The sequence below is a fragment of the Catalinimonas locisalis genome, from assembly GCF_038039535.1.
Taxonomy (GTDB): Bacteria; Bacteroidota; Bacteroidia; order Cytophagales; family Cyclobacteriaceae; genus Catalinimonas.
The window spans coordinates 113,030-128,647 of record NZ_JBBPHP010000007.1 but is presented as its reverse complement, the minus strand read 5'-3'; the positions used below and the strand labels follow the sequence as shown (position 1 = coordinate 128,647).

Here is a 15,618-nt window from a genome sequence, read left to right as displayed (position 1 = left end):
AAAAGCAAGCTGGTATTTTTGCTTCAACCTATCTAACAGTTCGCCTAAGTCTTAAGCGGATATACTGCTGCAGCCAGTTAGGATATACATTATAAATCAGGTTGCAAAGCATGATGATCAAAGCCCATCCGTAAAAGGCTTTTATCAAAGCATACACCATAAGGATGGTAAAGAACACAAACATCATGAAATGGAACTTCTCAAATATGTAGCTTTGCTGAATGAGCTTCTTCCATTGAACTTTAGACAATGACACAACTTTGTAAGAGGGATATTTTTTTCTGATCAATGCGTTGATGATAGTTCCGTTCTGGGTAAACCTGTTTACTTGATGTACGCCCAGCCTTTTGTATACTTTCAGCTTCTTAGACAGTTGGATACGATCAAAAAAAGACCAGGGCAGTAATATTGTCAACAGGCTTATTCCGATGAAGACGTACAACAGTTTTAGAGGCACATTTTCATAACAAAAAACTACAACAGGAAGCAGATTTAGCACTGACCAAAACAGGTTAGGAATCATGTTGTAGATTGCGACACTGCGCCTAGCTCCTGCGGCTGCCTTTCTGTTAGTATCCATGAGATAAATGGTGGATAAAGCTTCTCGCTGTAGAACTCTTGTTACGATATATGGATCGCACAAATGGGAATATCTTCTCTATCCTTTTATCCTAAATCTAAAGACTCCCCGAGGTAGATAATTGGGGCATGGATTTAAGCTTTTGCTTATAAGATAAATGGAGTAATCCTGCCAGTACGACCAGAGCCGCTGTCATAAATGCCGGAACCCAAAACATATTTTCTGCCGCTACATTCAGGCCGATCAGTAATGCGCCCAGCGAAATTACGCCTGCCATGATCGCAAAGGATTTTTCATTGTAGAACCACGCATAGGGAAAGAAGTGCGCTCCGGTAATGATAACGTATGTCATGACAAAGTACTGCGGAGATTTGATAAGCATGAGTATCAGAAAAGGAAAGTAAAATAGCTGGGCAAAATTAAGCCACAGGCCCAGGGACTGTAGTGGATTATTTTTGATGGTCCATGCTGTCTTCAAGAGTTTAGAAAGCCCCCAGGCCATCGGAAGCATCAGCCCTCCAATGATGAAAGTAATAACGCTCTTGTCGTAATCTGAATAAGACAATGTCCAGGCATAAGCAATCATGAGCCATGTGATGCTGGCTGCAAGGATGAAATTTATACCGTGCTTTGCCTTGAGGGAGAGTTCCAGTCTCAGTTGATTCAGTTCGTTTGCGTTCATAGGATGTTGCTTATTTTGATTAAGAATTATGTATGTTAGGCAGGCAGCATGTTTCTGATGGCAGCGATTCTCCACCGGTCTCCTCCGTGTACTACGATAAATGTGCTCCACATTTTCCTTACACTTCCATCACTATTGCTGATCTCATAGCGGGCGTCGGCGATGGCAGTTTCCAGACTGAGAAAGCGTATATGCTCAACGGTCAATGTTCTTTCGCCGGGATTATTGGTAGAACTGCGCATCATGCCCTGCCGCGCCTCTTCTTTTCCTCTCCGCCACTCTCCCGAAGAAACCAGTTGATCAATATCTTTGGTCAGGATCTCATTGAGCGAAGCGGTATCCTGTTTTTCTCTGGCCTGAGCGTATGCGTCAATCAATGTTCTGATGTTTTCTCTCTCTTCATCGTACATTTTATTCTCCTGGGCCAGGGTTGGGCTGAGCATCAGCACATTTAGTAAAAGGAGGATTGCGTATTTTTTCATGTGATTCATCATTTGGTCTGGTATAGTATATCTTCTGCTCAAGATACGCTTTTCAAAGATTGTATAAATAAATAAGTACAGCTTATTTCAATCCCTACTCACTTATTGCTATATGTGATACCAGCCAAATGATTTGTTCAGTGCTCACAAACAGTGGCGGGAAATTACCACAAGTTACGCTTCGCTAAACTTGCGGTAGAGAGGGGGTTGATCTGGCGCGTATTTGCAAGGCCCTGCATGGAAGGCGCGCCTATTTTCTGTCCAAAGAGTTGAAGAACATATTATAAATGCGCTCTAGTGGGGATAGAGGGGCTTATGTCCTTTTCATTCTTTTTTATTTTGTGTTTCATGCCCAACAAGTCCTGTACAGATTGGTGTTCACGATGCAATAGCCAACTTATAATCATTGCAAACACAAAATTGGACGTACCCACTTCAATCAGGTGGCTAAGACGAACACTGGCATCCGGCATGAGCGGGTTTTCTATGAGCAGTCCCAAACACTGAGGAATCGTAAAGAATAGACCCAAAAGTATTGTGGTGTAGCCTGGATGCATTTTAGATCCAAGAATAATGGGGAGGGCACAAAGCGTCCATAACAATGCGCGCAAAATCTGAAACGGAAATAAGCCAGGATCTATGGCTAAGGTATTTGCGGTATGTTCCCAAAAAGGGACTATATCGCCCGGACTTCCATAAAAAGCACGCAAATTCGGATTTTGCCAGGCAATGAAATAACCCGCACCCCAATAGAGTACTAGATATACTAAAGCAATGACCATCAACTTCCATATCCACTGTCCGGGAGGCAATCTTAATGAAGGTTCAGGCTTTATTTTATCCTTATCATTTGCCTTTCCTTTTCTCAAAATCCAAACGGCTAGGGGTATATAAACAAACGCAAGCGGTAAACCCATCATAAATAAACGCAATAACAATTGTTCATCAATGGTTGAGGGCAAAAGGAAATACCAGCTTTCAATCTGGGTTTGAAAAGTTACTGCACCATAGTAAGCAAAAGCCAGGCTTATGGCTAATTTCCATCCATACCATCGTGAGCTTAGAATTAACAGTATAATGAGCACCGTATTGGCAATGCCAATGATTAGTAAACCTATGTCATTGGGCAGTAATCCCGGCTCCGAGCTGACATCCGGGAGCAAGCCGGTGATCGCAAGTGTACCGCTTATGAAAAAAACATAATACAGGATGAGCAATACAACAAACCGAATGCTCCAGTTAAAGATTTGTCTGCCATTCATAGCTTTTGTTCTTTATTGATCATTTTAGCAAGTATAGAATAGTACAAATTAAGTATATCTTCTAAATATCCACTGTCAATGTGCTCAAGTAATTATATCACTCAAAATATACATTATTTCACAAAGTTTCTCACAATCATCAGATACAGTACTTCCCCCTCTCCTCTTTTTCTTCATTTCTTCTTTTTTCCTAATGTTTGCGGGGGATTGATTTTCCATTCATCTGCCGGGAAAAATGGTAAAACAGGGCTGCATGTCCATTGATCCTGCTGGAAAAATGCTATTGCATTGCTACATGTCCATTTTTCTTAAGGAAATATTACAGCGCAGCGCTGCGCAACCTCTTTTCCACAGGGAAAAATGCTTGTGCAAAAGTGTTTGTCCTGTTTTCCTGGTAGAAAAATGGTGTTGCAGCACTACATCAGCATTTTTCCAAGGGTTTCAGTGGACCTGCGGCAGTGTTTGACCATTAAATCAAGTATTTCATTGGACTTGCAGCAACGTTTGTACAATAAATCAATTGTTTCATTGGACTTGCAGCAATGTTTGTCCATTAAATCAAATGTTTCATTAGACTTGCAACAGTGTTTGTCCACTAAATCAAGTGTTTCATTAGACTTGCACCAGTATTTGTCCACTAAATCAAGTGTTTCATTGGACTTGCAACAGTATTTGTCCACTAAATCAAGTGTTTCATTGGACTTGCAACAGTGTTTGTCCACTAAATCAAGTGTTTCATTAAACTTGCAGCACTACATTACTATCAACTCTCCCGGATGAGTGCTCCTGCAGTGCTTCATGAAGGCTGATTTTCTGGGCAATGTAAGCTTTAGCAGTTATGACTGCTATTATCCCACTTGCGCATGCTATTGATGCGATGGTGAATCAACCATCCGTCATTCATAAAGGCCCTTCTCCTGCGCATAAATACCGAGAAGCATGATGGAGAGGCAGCAGCTCACTTATGGCTTTCTTTGCGGGATACCATAGCCCCAATGGCCAGGCCTATGGCTATTCCGCAGGCGAGTCCCACAGCAATGTTATCCATAGCCACCCCCACTGCTGTACTCACGCCTATCCCTATTACCAGGTATTTGTTCTTTTTCATATTAATAGAGTTTTGCACATCAGAATATACAAATTTCACAGCACTTCTATCCTTCCGGTGATGGGGAAGTGATCGCTGTAGCCTTTGGGAGGCTTAACTCCGTTCTTATCAAAGTCAAAGCGAACCGGCCGCTTCTTCTGGGCGCTGCTCATGATGTCGGGGCGGAAGATTTTTACCGACTCGCAGTCAAACTTTAAGCCCTGTTCACCATAATACAGGCCCCGGGAGACCATAAACTGGTCCAGCAGGTTCATCGTATTGGTAGCACCGCCGTAATACAGGGTTCCGATATCCGGCTGAGCGAGAAAGGGCCACATGCAGTTGAACAGATAGGCCTGCTCCTCAAAGTATGACTGCGGCATGGGCGTGTTCTCCCTGTCATTTCCCGAATAACGATCAGCCTTGATGGCTTCCTCCAGATGATCGGTGCCGCTACTGGCTTTGAGGTAGTCCAGTATGCTGCGGTCAAAGGGTTCGTCATTAAAATCGCCCATCACCAGCACATTACGGTTCCAGTAGCGGTTGAGCAGTTGCAGGGTTTCTTCCGTATCGGGCATGGACAAATAGGCCACACGATCTACCTTGAGCTTATCATCTATGAGTTTGCCCAGGTGATTGGCTACCGTCATGCGCAGCGGCTCACTTTCGTACCTGCCCATGCTGCGGCTGGGCCAGTGGTTCACGTAGACGATCAGTTCGGTATCCGAATCATTCAGACGAAGTGGCACTTCAAAGATATCCCGGGTAGGAAAACGGTTGGTAACCTTAACGGCTCGGGGCGGCATCTCAGGGTCCAGATGAAAAAGCTGCTTGTTGTACATGAGTGAAACGTCAATGCCACGGATATCTGGACTTTCCACATGCGCCACCGCATAGCGTTCAGCATCTAGCTTGCTGATCAGCCGTTCCATCAGCGGTTTGTTCTCTACTTCGCAAACGCCCAGCAGATCGGGCATACTTCCCTCATGCATCAGGCGAATGACCTGGGCCAGATGGTCCAGTTTGGCTTCCACTACCGCTTCGGTCCATCCATTTTCAGCAGTAAAGCCCAGATCGGCCGCTATAGGCGACAGTTGCGCATCAAACAGGTTCTGCAGGTTCCAAAAGGCTACTTTGAGTTCCATGGCTTTAAAGTTTTGATTAAAGGTACGAGGCTGCCAATGACATAGCAAATGTAAGAAGTAAGGAGTACATGAAGTTCCTGTTAAGTTTTTTGGGAAAGCAGGAAGTCGGGAGTTGGAAGAGGGAAGTTTGAAGTGTCGCTTGCTAATACCTTCCCACTTCCATCTTCCTACTTCCTGCTTCCTACTCAGCCTTGGCCCGTATAGCACTAATCATATAATCATCAAAAAGCTCAGCCACTTCATCGGGATCAATGCCTTCTTTGAGGTTATCAATATAATGATGGCGGGGATCATTGGGTTGCAGGCGCCACATATGCGTACCATCTTCAAAAATATGGTTGTATCCCTGGGAATTGAATTCAAAAAACTCTTCCCAGCCTTTTACCGCTACATAAACAGCAATCAAATCGGCACTGTGGTGATAGTTTCTGTTCCAACTCTCCAGAAATATAGTGTAGGCACGGGAAATAGGATTGGAATCCTGGGGATAGTCAAATGTCTTTTTGCCGGTTTGAAAAAGATCCGCAAAATCGCCTCCTCCGGTAAAGATAATGTCCGTAGGCCAGTCCTGCGCGACATGCACAATGGCTCCGGGGTCAGGTTTGAAGTTGCCCCAGCGTCCCGGATTCTGCTGAAAGGGATAACGCCCTCCCATGCAGACCAGATGCTTCACCTTTTTACGTACCAGTTCCACCCCATTGAGCGGACTGATGTCATCGGGAGCACTGTTGAGCAGGTAAGCAAGGTTGGTAAGATAACCTACGGTAACAATGACGACACTACTGTCTTCTTCTGCCGCTAACAACTGGCGATAAAGCTGGGTAGCGTCCTGCGCACTCTCACCCAGCCCTTCGTCCTGAGGAAACTCTTCGGAGAGGATACGGGCGTACTTGGAATTGCGATACACGCCCAAGGTTTTGACCGCTCCGATGGGAATATCCGGTCTGCCGCAATAGGTATTCACTACATCCACCGTAGGGACTGACCAGGGATTGAGGCTGCACACCATCGTGCCTAATATTTCCGCATCTCCGGCATCAGCCAGTCCGTGCAGCATCGCCAAAGCCCCTACATCATCCACATCCGATTCCATATCGGTGTCAAAGATGATCTTGGTGGGCTGGGCAAAAGCTGAAAAAGAGATAAAAACGCTAAACAGAATCAGATAAATAGTCTTCATAAAAAAGTTTATACAAAAAAACGATTGATAGCTAATATCCGGCCGCTTGTCCATCCTTGCGGGATTCGGAAGCGCCATAGTATACACCATCTTTGAACATAATGGCCTGATATCCGCCGAATATCCCTCTGCTCATGCGAATGTTATGGCCTTTCTTCATCAGTTCGCTCAGCACTTCATAATCAAAGCCTGATTCCAGATAAGTATCACCGACATTATCGGAATGACCGTCATACCATATACTGCCCCGATGGTAGATACGGGGTGCATCCCCCGCTTCCTGTAGGTTCATCCCAAAGTCCAGCACATTCATCAGGATTTGCACATGGCCCTGGGTCTGCATATCGCCTCCCATCACCCCAAAACTCATGAAAGGCTCACCATCTTTGGTCACAAAAGCAGGAATGATGGTATGGAAAGGCCGTTTGCCGGGTGCGTAAGTATTGATATGTCCTTCTTCCAGAATAAATCCTCCTCCCCTGTTCTGCAGCGGAAAGCCCAAGCCTTCCACTACCTCCTTTGAGCCAAAAAGCGCAGAGTTACTTTGGATAAATGAGATCATGTTGCCATCCTTGTCCGCGGCGGTCAGATAAATCGTATGATCACCTGACTGTAAACCGGGATGATAGACACCAGCTTTGTCAGGATCAATCAATGCCCTGCGTTTCGCTGCGTATTCTTCAGAAAGTAATTCTTCTATGGGAATATCACCAAAGTCAGGGTCGCCATAGAAGTGTACCATATCTTCGTAGGCAAGTTTCTTGGCTTCCAAGAAGTGGTGGATATGCTCCACGCTACCATAACCGAAGCTGCCGATGTCAAAACCTTCCAGTATGGTCAGCATCTGCAGGGCACCCATACCCTGTCCATTGGGAGGAAGTTCGTACACATCATAACCACGATAGTTAACCGATACTGGCTCCACCCATTCGGCTTCGTGGGCCGCTAAATCCTTTTGGGTCAGGAAACCGCCCCTTTTCTTCATATGGGCTTCAATCTTTTCGGCAATTTCTCCTTTGTAGTAAGCATCTCTCCCCTGCTCACTGATCAGACTAAGGGTATTGGCCAGAGCAGGATTCTTAAAAATGTCTCCTTTGCGGGGAAAATGTCCGTCGGTGAAGAAGAGGGCTTTGAAATTCTCATGATCACTGTTGATTACTTCTTCTTCCACATCTTTCATATTGTCGGCTACTTCCTGTGTGATAGGAATCCCCTCTTTGGCATAAGCAATGGTAGGTTGTAGCAGCGTTGACATCGGAAGCTTGCCGAACCTTTCGTTGAGCGCAAACCAGGCATCCACACATCCGGGAGTAGTAACAGAAAGGATACCTGTATAATAAGGAATGCCTTTCTCCTGCTGAGCCAGCAGGTATTCTCTGCTCATGTTCTGCGCAGACCTTCCACTGCCATTGATTCCGTAAAGTTGTTGAGATTCCGCATCCCAGACAATGGCAAAAAGATCACCGCCTATGCCGTTCATGCCGGGATCGGCAAAGCCCAGGAAAGCATTGGCGGCAATGGCAGCATCTATGGCTGATCCTCCTTGTTTGAGAATGTCAATACCAATCTGGGTAGCCAGCGGATGATTGGTAGCTACCATACCATTACGTGCTAAGACTTCGGAACGGGTAGCAAAAGATTTACCGGAGGAGCGATCCTGAGCGTAAGTGGTGAATGTGATAAAGCATAATAGAAAAAGTAGAAGGCAATGTTTTTTCATAAGGCTGTAGGTTGTAGTAGGGTTGTAAGATAAAGGAAAATGTCTTTTTGCCTAAAGGAATACATAAATTTACAACGGTAAATCTATATAGAAGAACAGCTAAAAAAGTCCCCTAAAATGTAAAATTGAAGTATTATGAATCAAATAAGAGGGTAAATGAAACAAATTTACCAGTAAATGAATCATATGTACTAACAAGCATAGTTTATTATGATTAGCTTTATGTTAAGTCTAAAATGTCCTTGATAAAGAAGATCTAAATGTCAGGCAGAGAATAATTTTGTAGTACCACATCTGCTTTTCAGTTATTTCAAATGGACAATTGTTGTTTGTGGTTAATATCTCTTAACATCAGTTCTCTATCATGAGCATAGTCAATTAGCCTTTCCTCTTTCTGACAGGAGCTTTTACTTTATTGTTGACCATAACTTTAACCAGCCATGCCTATTTATATTGATTTTCACAAATTAGAAGGCAAGCCTACGGAAGAAGACATAAGGCTGGCCCACCAGGCTGATTTAGCCAGACAGGAAGAATTTGGTGTACGTTTTCATCAATATTGGTTCAATGAAGAAGCCTCTACCGTATTTTGTCTGATTGAAGGCCCGGATCCCGAAGCTGTAAAAACCTGTCATTGGTCAACTCACGGTAACACACCCTGTAATATACAGGAGGTAGAGCCTGTTTATCTAAAACTTTTTTTGGGAGAAGAAGCACCGCTAGACCGCCATATGACGCTCACCATGGAAGGAAAAACGGACGTTGCCAATCGTACGATCCTCCTCACCGACATAAGAAGAACTGATGCTACCGAGAATAAATACTATCTGGTCCCTATCAAACCTAAAAACCTGGTAGTAGATGCCATTGCCAAGTTCAATGGAAGATTTGTTGAGTATACGAATGAGGAAAAGATTGTAGGTGTATTTGATTCACCCATTAATGCCATCAGGTGCGCAAAAAACATACGAGAGACTATTGAGCGGCTGCGCAAAAAGCATGAAGAAAGTAGCGAGTGGAATATTACGTATAGAATCGCCCTAAACAACGGTCAGCCTTTAACTGAAAAAGACGGCTTTTTTGAAATTGCCATCAGGCAGGCCAACAGGCTTTGTTTGATTGCCCAGCCTGACCAGATCATCATAACTGCACAACTGAAAGAACTGCTAAAGATGGAAACTGAGGGATCATTGTATCCGGCAACCCTTTCTTCTGCAAGGGTATTGACGGGGCCTGAAGTAGTTTTTACTGATAAGCTGTTTACCATCATTGAGCAAAACCTTCAGGCAGAACCATTGAATGTTTCCAAGCTCTCCAAATTAATAGGTTTAAGCAGGCCTCAGTTATACCGTAAAGTAATTGCCCTGACCGGGAAGTCTCCTAACGATTTTATCAAAGAAGTACGCATGAGAAAAGCATGGTTTCTATTGCAATCTAAAAAGAAGAGTATTTCTGAAGTTGCCTATGAAGTCGGTTTTTCCAGTCCATCTTATTTCAGCAAAACATTTCATGAAAAATACGGGTACACGCCTTCAGAACTACAATCAGCATAATCGGACACCCTGAATCAATTTTACAAACATTTGAATCATTTGTATTAGCAATAGCTTCACTAAAATTCTAGTTTGACACTATTGGTATTGAAGCCCTTTTTCTTTCAGCATATATCTTCAATCTGACTATAGTTTTTCTCAAAGAAGCGAAACCTTGTTGGGCTGAAGACTTAAAGCCATTAACCCTGCTATATAGGAAGCAGCTTGTATAGAAAACAGTGGAGCGTGTCAAAGCAATTAATCACAGTACAGCAGAATATTTTGTAGGTACACTTAAATAATCTTCAACTATGAAAACTACACTTCACCAAATTCGGAATCAGTCAGGAGAATTACTTCAGGAAAACTCGCTGGATACCCTCAGTGCTACTTTTATGGGGGATATATTACTGAATGGCGACGAACAATATGATACTGCCCGATTAGTATGGAACAAGATGATTGACAAAAAGCCAGCTATCATTGCGCGCTGTACCGGGACGGCTGATGTAATACAAGCCGTTAATTTTGCCCGTGAAAATAAGCTGCAACTTGCTATTAGAGGGGGAGCACACAATGTAGCTGGAAATGCTGTTGGCGACAATGCGCTGGTAGTTGATCTGTCTAATATGAAAAGCGTTTTGGTAGACCCAAAGCGAAAAATTGCCAAAGTACAGGGAGGAGCTACCTGGAAGGATGTGGACCATGAAACTCAAATATTTGGTCTGGCCTGCCCCGGCGGGGTAGTCTCTGATACCGGAGTAGCAGGACTTACCCTGGGTGGAGGATTAAGCTGGATGCGCAGAAAAGCAGGCATGAGCATTGATAACCTCATCGGTGCTGATGTGGTTTTGGCCAACGGCGAAATGGTTTATGCCAGCGAAACTGAAAATCCTGACCTCTTCTGGGCACTGCGTGGTGGTGGTGGAAACTTTGGCGTGGTTACTTGTTTTGAGTTTAAACTCATGGACCTGGGGCCAGAAGTTTTCTTCACTGCCTGCATGTACCCGAGAGAAGAGGCTGAAAAAGTGATGCGCTTCTGGGTAGAGTATACCCGAACCGCACCCCATGAGATCACTTCTGATTGTATCCATTGGGCCATTCCTGATCACCCTAACTTTCCTGAAGAATTGCATGGCAAAGGGGTAACTGTCATTGCCGGAATGTACTCTGGAGCTCCGGAAGAGGGGCAAAAGTTAATGCAACCCCTAAGAGAAATCACAACACCAGTACTCGATCTCAGCAACATTTACCCTTATGTAGGCGTACAACAGATGTTTGATCCGTTTTTACAAAAGCAAACACTCTATGGATACTGGAAATGTATTTACCTGGATGATTTGAGCGAAGAGGTTCAGGATATTATCATCAACAAAGCCAAAGCATTACCCGCACCTGAAACACTCTTGTCCATACGCAATCTACAGGGTGCCATCAGTAAGGTCTCCTCTGAGGCTACTGCCTTTGGGGATCGCTCAGCGAGGTTTTTGTTGAGTATAGATACCATGTGGACTGACCCTCTGGATAATAAAAAAAATATTGAATGGACCCGTAATTTCTTCAATGAGATGCAAAAGCATTCTCAGGGAAAAGTATACTTCAACTTCAACGCTGATCTGGTTGGTCCTTCGGATATGTTGAAAGACTCTTTTGGAGAAAATTATGAGAAACTGGTGTCTGTCAAGACAAAGTATGATTCCCAGAATTTCTTCCGACTGAACACTAACATTAAACCAGCTTCTCATAAGTAAGTATTAGCTATAGCGGAAAAAGAGGGGCTTCCCCTCTGCTTCCGCATTCTTCTCCCTGCATACTATAGTGAGGTTACTTTCTCCACTGAAATTCATCTAATAGTATGAAACTATTTATTTATACCACAATAGCATTGCTATCCCTAAATCAATTAATGTATGCTCAAAGCAGCATTCAGGGTAGCATTCACGACAACCAGCATAAAGGCCTTGCCTATGCTAATGTATTACTGCGTAGCCAGTCAGATTCAGTACTGGTAAAAGGAGCTGTATCTGATGAAGAAGGACATTTCAGCTTGGCTGATGTACCCAATGGTAGTTACTTCATTGAGTATTACATGATAGGATACACCAAAACCTACTCCCCTCCTCTTGAGATTCAAAAAAAGGATCTGCTTTCTGTAGGCATAATTACACTCGCCGAAGACACGCAGGAACTGGATGAAGTAGTAATACAAGCCTCCAAGCCTCTCTACGAAATGAAGATGGGCAAGATGGTGATCAATGTGCAGAGCAGTATAACCTCAGCAGGTCTTTCTGCTATTGATGTACTGGAAAGGTCTCCGGGAGTATTTGTAAACCGGCAAAACAATGTTTTCTCCCTTAGTGGCAAAGAGGGAGTCATCGTACTGATGAATGGAAAGCGAAGCCGTATGCCTATGGAAGCCGTTTATCAAATGCTGGCGGGAATGAATGCCGGTGACATAGAGAAAATAGAGATTATGACAGTACCACCTTCTAAATATGATGCTGATGGAGATGCCGGCTTCATCAATATCATCACGAAAAAAGGAAATGGGGTGGTAGGCACACATGGTACTTTTACGGGTAGCCTGGGGCATGGTAGCGGAAAGTTGGCCAATACAAGTGTCAGCCTGAACCATCAGGGAAGAAGACTAAGTGTATATGTCAATTATTCCTTGAATTATACTGAACAACTACAACGCTGGAGGAACCAAAGGGAAAGTGAAAATGATGTTGAATCCGTATCTTCTTTAAATATTTCCAACCGAAACACAGACCGTACAACGCACAATTACCAGTTTGGATTTGATTATCTACTGGGTACAAATACTATTTTCAGCGGATTAATGAGTGGATATAATAATCGTTTTCAGATGGTGGCACCCACTTACTCTGTTTTCAATTATACACTATCCACTGATACACTCATTGATTTAAGGATGCTGGAAACAAACCGGTGGAAACATTTGATGGGCAATATTAACCTGCAGCATACATTTCCTCAGGGACAGGTACTCAATGCTAATCTGGATTATCTGACCTATAATAATGCCAACCCCTCGCACTATAGCAATAACTACTATGCCGGGGATGAATCTCTTGTACGAGAAGAAGAAAATAGAATTACCAAAGACACACCAATTGACATTTGGGTGGCCAAGCTTGATTATTCTATTAATATCGGCTCATCCATTACCCTTGAATCAGGTGTTAAGGGCACATTTTCCGACCTGATCAATGATGTAGCCTTTGAAGAAAATAAAGAAGGAAACTGGATCAAAGAACCTGCCTATAGTAGCAATGCTAATCTTACCGAAGATATACTGGCGGCTTTTTCTTCCTTAAAAATAGAGATAGATGATGCTACCACCCTACAGGCGGGATTAAGGTATGAGCATACCAATACTTACCTGGAATCCCAGGAAGAAGGTGAGTTGGTTGCTAGAAATTATGGTAATTTTTTCCCCTCCCTGTTCTTGTCCAGAAAACTAAGCAAAGATCATATCCTCCAGTTTTCTTATGGCCGGAGAATCACCCGACCCACATTCAATGAAATGGCTCCTTTTGTAGTGTTTCTGGACCCTTATACCTTTTTCTCAGGTAATGCTAATATTTTGCCCACTTTCACCCATAATATCAAAGGAGACTATGCTTACAAGAGCTTTATGTTTTCCTTACAATACAGCATGGACAAGAATGTGATCATGAGATTTCAGCCACAGATTGACCAGGAGACCAATATGCTTATTTTCGTATCTGATAATATTGACAGAAGGAATACCATTGCCGCCACCTTCACTTTACCCTTCCAAGTGACGCCCTGGTGGGAAATGCAAAATAACCTCACCGCTAACTGGCAGATGATTGATACCGACCTGAATGGGGAATATTATCAAAGAACCCAGAAAGGATTTCAGGCCAATAGCACACATACCTTTCGGCTGCCCCATAAGTTTACCCTGGAGTTGGCAGGCAACTATAGCTCACCTGTCATCAACGGCTATTTCAACTGGCTGGCAAGAGGCTTTGTAAATCTGGGAATCCAGAAAGAATTCAATAATAATGGTTCCTTGAGATTTTCCTGCAACGATATTTTTGAAACCACACAATTAAGATGGAAAACACATGAGAGTGCTTCTTTTTTACTAGATGGAAGATTGAAGTTTGAAAAACGTCAGTTCATCATCACCTATACCCAGAAATTTGGGAACAACAAAGTTAAAGGAGCAAGACAGCGATCAGGTGCATCGGCAGCGGAACAAAACCGGGTCACCAACTGAGGATTAAGTTGAGACTTTAACTAATGCTTTGGTTGGGTACACCCATTAAAAAAATACCCACATACACACATTACTTAAACTCTAAAAACTATGAAAAGCTTAATTTCAAAAATTTCGCTCTGCTTAGCTATCGGAACGATGATTTACGCACCTCAGCTTTGGGCACAGACAGAAGCCAACCCACAATGGGACTTTAATGCTACAGTCATTGAGGCATGCAGCTGTACTATGTTCTGCCAATGTTTTTTCAGTGGACAATCCGCTCCCCGTCATAGTGGCCAACATGCTGATCATCATGGAGAAGAAGCAGTGCATTTTTGCCGTTTTAATATGGCACATAAAGTCAATAAAGGCAGCTACAATGGGGTAGCCTTAGATGCCGCTAAATATTGGCTGGCCGGTGATCTGGGAGAAGACTTTTCCCAAGGCAATGCCGACTGGGCAGTACTGACCTTTGATACCTCCGTGAGCCCTGAGCAAAGAGAAGGCATTAAAGCTATCCTTAGTCATATTTACCCTCTGCAGTGGAATTCTTTTGAAATAGAAGAAGATGCCGATATGCAGTGGATGGCAGACAATGATAAAGCTGAAGCCCGACTTAATGACGGCAAGACTGCCGAAATGGTACTCCAGCGTCAGCAAGGCATGACTGATGATCCGGTAGTGGTTCAGAATATCGGATACGTGATGGCTCCCCGCAATGATGGCATCATTTTAATGCCCAACCTGGTAGAAGCCTATCATGCAGGTGACAAAGCATTTGAATTTAAAGGTACCACTGGATTTATGGTTACCATAGACATGACCTCCGAGGATGTGATGGCAGGCCGGTAAAGGCACAGTTCAAATCCAGGTATCCTGTCTCAGTGCAGGATACTTGTTTTAGGAAAATGGGAATTAGCTTGACTTTATTCAGGCAAATGGGGGCCCTTCCGGGAAATAATTCCTCTTTTTCACCTCAAACAATCGTAAGAATGAAAAAAACAACTGTTAGCTTTTCTCATAAAAAATTATTGTAAAGATGAAACGTAGATCAATACTCAGTTTAATTGGAGTAAGTCCTTTTGCGCTTATACCTTCACGGGATGCTGAAAAAAATGTATTAATCAACGATTTGAAAGTCAGGTGGGCAAAGTCAAAAGAATATACGCTAGCCGTTTTTGATGCTATGCCCGCTGAGCATATTGAATTTAGCCCTACTGAAAATCAATTGACCTTTGCTCAGCACTTCATCCATCTCAGCTTTTTTAATGTTCTCTTTATGGGCCTCATGACGGATAAAGAAGAGTTCACAGATTTTGAGAGCTTAATGCAAAAAGATTATCTGATACCACCTCCCGATGACATTGACATATTCAAGGTTGGTCATTTGAAAAAACAATCCGACGATCTTAATAAAAAGAGGGTAACCGATTATATCACTGAAACATTTGACGATGTAATCGCTACACTGTCACAGATTGATGATGAGGTGCTTTACCAGGGAAAAGAAAAGCCAAAACCTGGATTTCTGGCAGGACATACAAACCTGGATTTAATACTCCGGGGAGAAAATCACACAGCACATCATCGGGCTCAGGCGATAGTCTATTTAAGGTTGATGAATGTGGAGCCTCCAGGTTATGGCCAGTACAATATTTTATGACGAACGCTTTTAAGAATCCAAAACGTT

At 43.3% G+C, this 15,618-nt stretch carries 13 protein-coding genes; 5 read left to right on the top strand and 8 right to left on the bottom strand.

Annotation, left to right across the window (positions count from 1 at the left end; genetic code table 11):
* Positions 1 to 28: 28 nt before the first annotated feature.
* From WJR50_RS11665 to ggt, 8 genes are all read right to left on the bottom strand, one after another.
* Positions 29 to 580 carry a glycosyl-4,4'-diaponeurosporenoate acyltransferase CrtO family protein gene (locus WJR50_RS11665; protein ID WP_341293453.1) on the bottom strand — a complete coding sequence of 184 codons (552 nt, stop codon included), beginning with the start codon at positions 578 to 580 and terminating at the stop codon, positions 29 to 31.
* 97 nt (positions 581 to 677) lie between these two features.
* Positions 678 to 1,262 carry a DUF7010 family protein gene (locus tag WJR50_RS11660; protein ID WP_341293452.1) on the bottom strand — a complete coding sequence of 195 codons (585 nt, stop codon included), beginning with the start codon at positions 1,260 to 1,262 and terminating at the stop codon, positions 678 to 680.
* 35 nt (positions 1,263 to 1,297) lie between these two features.
* A complete protein-coding gene (locus WJR50_RS11655) occupies positions 1,298 to 1,744 on the bottom strand; it encodes a YybH family protein (RefSeq protein WP_341293451.1) in 447 nt (148 codons plus the stop codon).
* A gap of 281 nt (positions 1,745 to 2,025) precedes the next feature.
* Positions 2,026 to 3,006 carry a hypothetical protein gene (locus WJR50_RS11650; RefSeq protein ID WP_341293450.1) on the bottom strand — a complete coding sequence of 327 codons (981 nt, stop codon included), beginning with the start codon at positions 3,004 to 3,006 and terminating at the stop codon, positions 2,026 to 2,028.
* A 958-nt stretch (positions 3,007 to 3,964) separates the two neighbouring features.
* Positions 3,965 to 4,114: a glycine zipper domain-containing protein gene (locus tag WJR50_RS11645; RefSeq protein ID WP_341293449.1), complete on the bottom strand. Its 150-nt coding sequence runs from the start codon at positions 4,112 to 4,114 to the stop codon at positions 3,965 to 3,967.
* A 35-nt stretch (positions 4,115 to 4,149) separates the two neighbouring features.
* Positions 4,150 to 5,238 (bottom strand): endonuclease/exonuclease/phosphatase family protein, encoded by a 1,089-nt coding sequence (locus tag WJR50_RS11640; RefSeq protein ID WP_341293448.1) that lies wholly within the window; start codon positions 5,236 to 5,238, stop codon positions 4,150 to 4,152.
* A 181-nt stretch (positions 5,239 to 5,419) separates the two neighbouring features.
* On the bottom strand, positions 5,420 to 6,418 hold the full coding sequence (locus tag WJR50_RS11635) for a nucleoside hydrolase (RefSeq protein ID WP_341293447.1): 999 nt from the start codon (positions 6,416 to 6,418) through the stop codon (positions 5,420 to 5,422).
* Between the two features lie 31 nt (positions 6,419 to 6,449).
* Positions 6,450 to 8,138, bottom strand: coding sequence for a gamma-glutamyltransferase (ggt, locus tag WJR50_RS11630; protein ID WP_341293446.1), 1,689 nt, complete (start codon positions 8,136 to 8,138; stop codon positions 6,450 to 6,452).
* A gap of 440 nt (positions 8,139 to 8,578) precedes the next feature.
* On the opposite strand from ggt, the gene WJR50_RS11625 reads away from it, so the two are divergent.
* From WJR50_RS11625 to WJR50_RS11605, 5 genes are all read left to right on the top strand, one after another.
* A complete protein-coding gene (locus WJR50_RS11625) occupies positions 8,579 to 9,691 on the top strand; it encodes a nickel-binding protein (RefSeq protein ID WP_341293445.1) in 1,113 nt (370 codons plus the stop codon).
* Between the two features lie 290 nt (positions 9,692 to 9,981).
* The gene (locus WJR50_RS11620; protein WP_341293444.1) at positions 9,982 to 11,421 is read left to right on the top strand and encodes an FAD-binding oxidoreductase; all 1,440 of its coding nucleotides are present in this window, start codon (positions 9,982 to 9,984) and stop codon (positions 11,419 to 11,421) included.
* A gap of 104 nt (positions 11,422 to 11,525) precedes the next feature.
* Positions 11,526 to 13,946 carry a TonB-dependent receptor gene (locus WJR50_RS11615; protein WP_341293443.1) on the top strand — a complete coding sequence of 807 codons (2,421 nt, stop codon included), beginning with the start codon at positions 11,526 to 11,528 and terminating at the stop codon, positions 13,944 to 13,946.
* A 90-nt stretch (positions 13,947 to 14,036) separates the two neighbouring features.
* The gene (locus WJR50_RS11610; protein WP_341293442.1) at positions 14,037 to 14,780 is read left to right on the top strand and encodes a DUF1326 domain-containing protein; all 744 of its coding nucleotides are present in this window, start codon (positions 14,037 to 14,039) and stop codon (positions 14,778 to 14,780) included.
* A 187-nt stretch (positions 14,781 to 14,967) separates the two neighbouring features.
* Positions 14,968 to 15,591 (top strand): DinB family protein, encoded by a 624-nt coding sequence (locus WJR50_RS11605; protein ID WP_341293441.1) that lies wholly within the window; start codon positions 14,968 to 14,970, stop codon positions 15,589 to 15,591.
* Positions 15,592 to 15,618: the final 27 nt, after the last annotated feature.

Excerpts from the sequence above, each read along its gene's own strand:
- WJR50_RS11625 (WP_341293445.1), top strand. The coding sequence starts at position 8,579 with ATGCCTATTTATATTGATTTTCACAAATTAGAAGGCAAGCCTACGGAA.
- WJR50_RS11620 (WP_341293444.1), top strand. The coding sequence starts at position 9,982 with ATGAAAACTACACTTCACCAAATTCGGAATCAGTCAGGAGAATTACTT.
- WJR50_RS11610 (WP_341293442.1), top strand. The coding sequence starts at position 14,037 with ATGAAAAGCTTAATTTCAAAAATTTCGCTCTGCTTAGCTATCGGAACG.
- WJR50_RS11650 (WP_341293450.1), bottom strand. The coding sequence starts at position 3,006 with ATGAATGGCAGACAAATCTTTAACTGGAGCATTCGGTTTGTTGTATTG.
- WJR50_RS11665 (WP_341293453.1), bottom strand. The coding sequence starts at position 580 with ATGGATACTAACAGAAAGGCAGCCGCAGGAGCTAGGCGCAGTGTCGCA.
- WJR50_RS11640 (WP_341293448.1), bottom strand. The coding sequence starts at position 5,238 with ATGGAACTCAAAGTAGCCTTTTGGAACCTGCAGAACCTGTTTGATGCG.
- ggt (WP_341293446.1), bottom strand. The coding sequence starts at position 8,138 with ATGAAAAAACATTGCCTTCTACTTTTTCTATTATGCTTTATCACATTC.
- WJR50_RS11655 (WP_341293451.1), bottom strand. The coding sequence starts at position 1,744 with ATGAAAAAATACGCAATCCTCCTTTTACTAAATGTGCTGATGCTCAGC.
- WJR50_RS11635 (WP_341293447.1), bottom strand. The coding sequence starts at position 6,418 with ATGAAGACTATTTATCTGATTCTGTTTAGCGTTTTTATCTCTTTTTCA.
- WJR50_RS11605 (WP_341293441.1), top strand. The coding sequence starts at position 14,968 with ATGAAACGTAGATCAATACTCAGTTTAATTGGAGTAAGTCCTTTTGCG.
- WJR50_RS11660 (WP_341293452.1), bottom strand. The coding sequence starts at position 1,262 with ATGAACGCAAACGAACTGAATCAACTGAGACTGGAACTCTCCCTCAAG.
- WJR50_RS11615 (WP_341293443.1), top strand. The coding sequence starts at position 11,526 with ATGAAACTATTTATTTATACCACAATAGCATTGCTATCCCTAAATCAA.
- WJR50_RS11645 (WP_341293449.1), bottom strand. The coding sequence starts at position 4,114 with ATGAAAAAGAACAAATACCTGGTAATAGGGATAGGCGTGAGTACAGCA.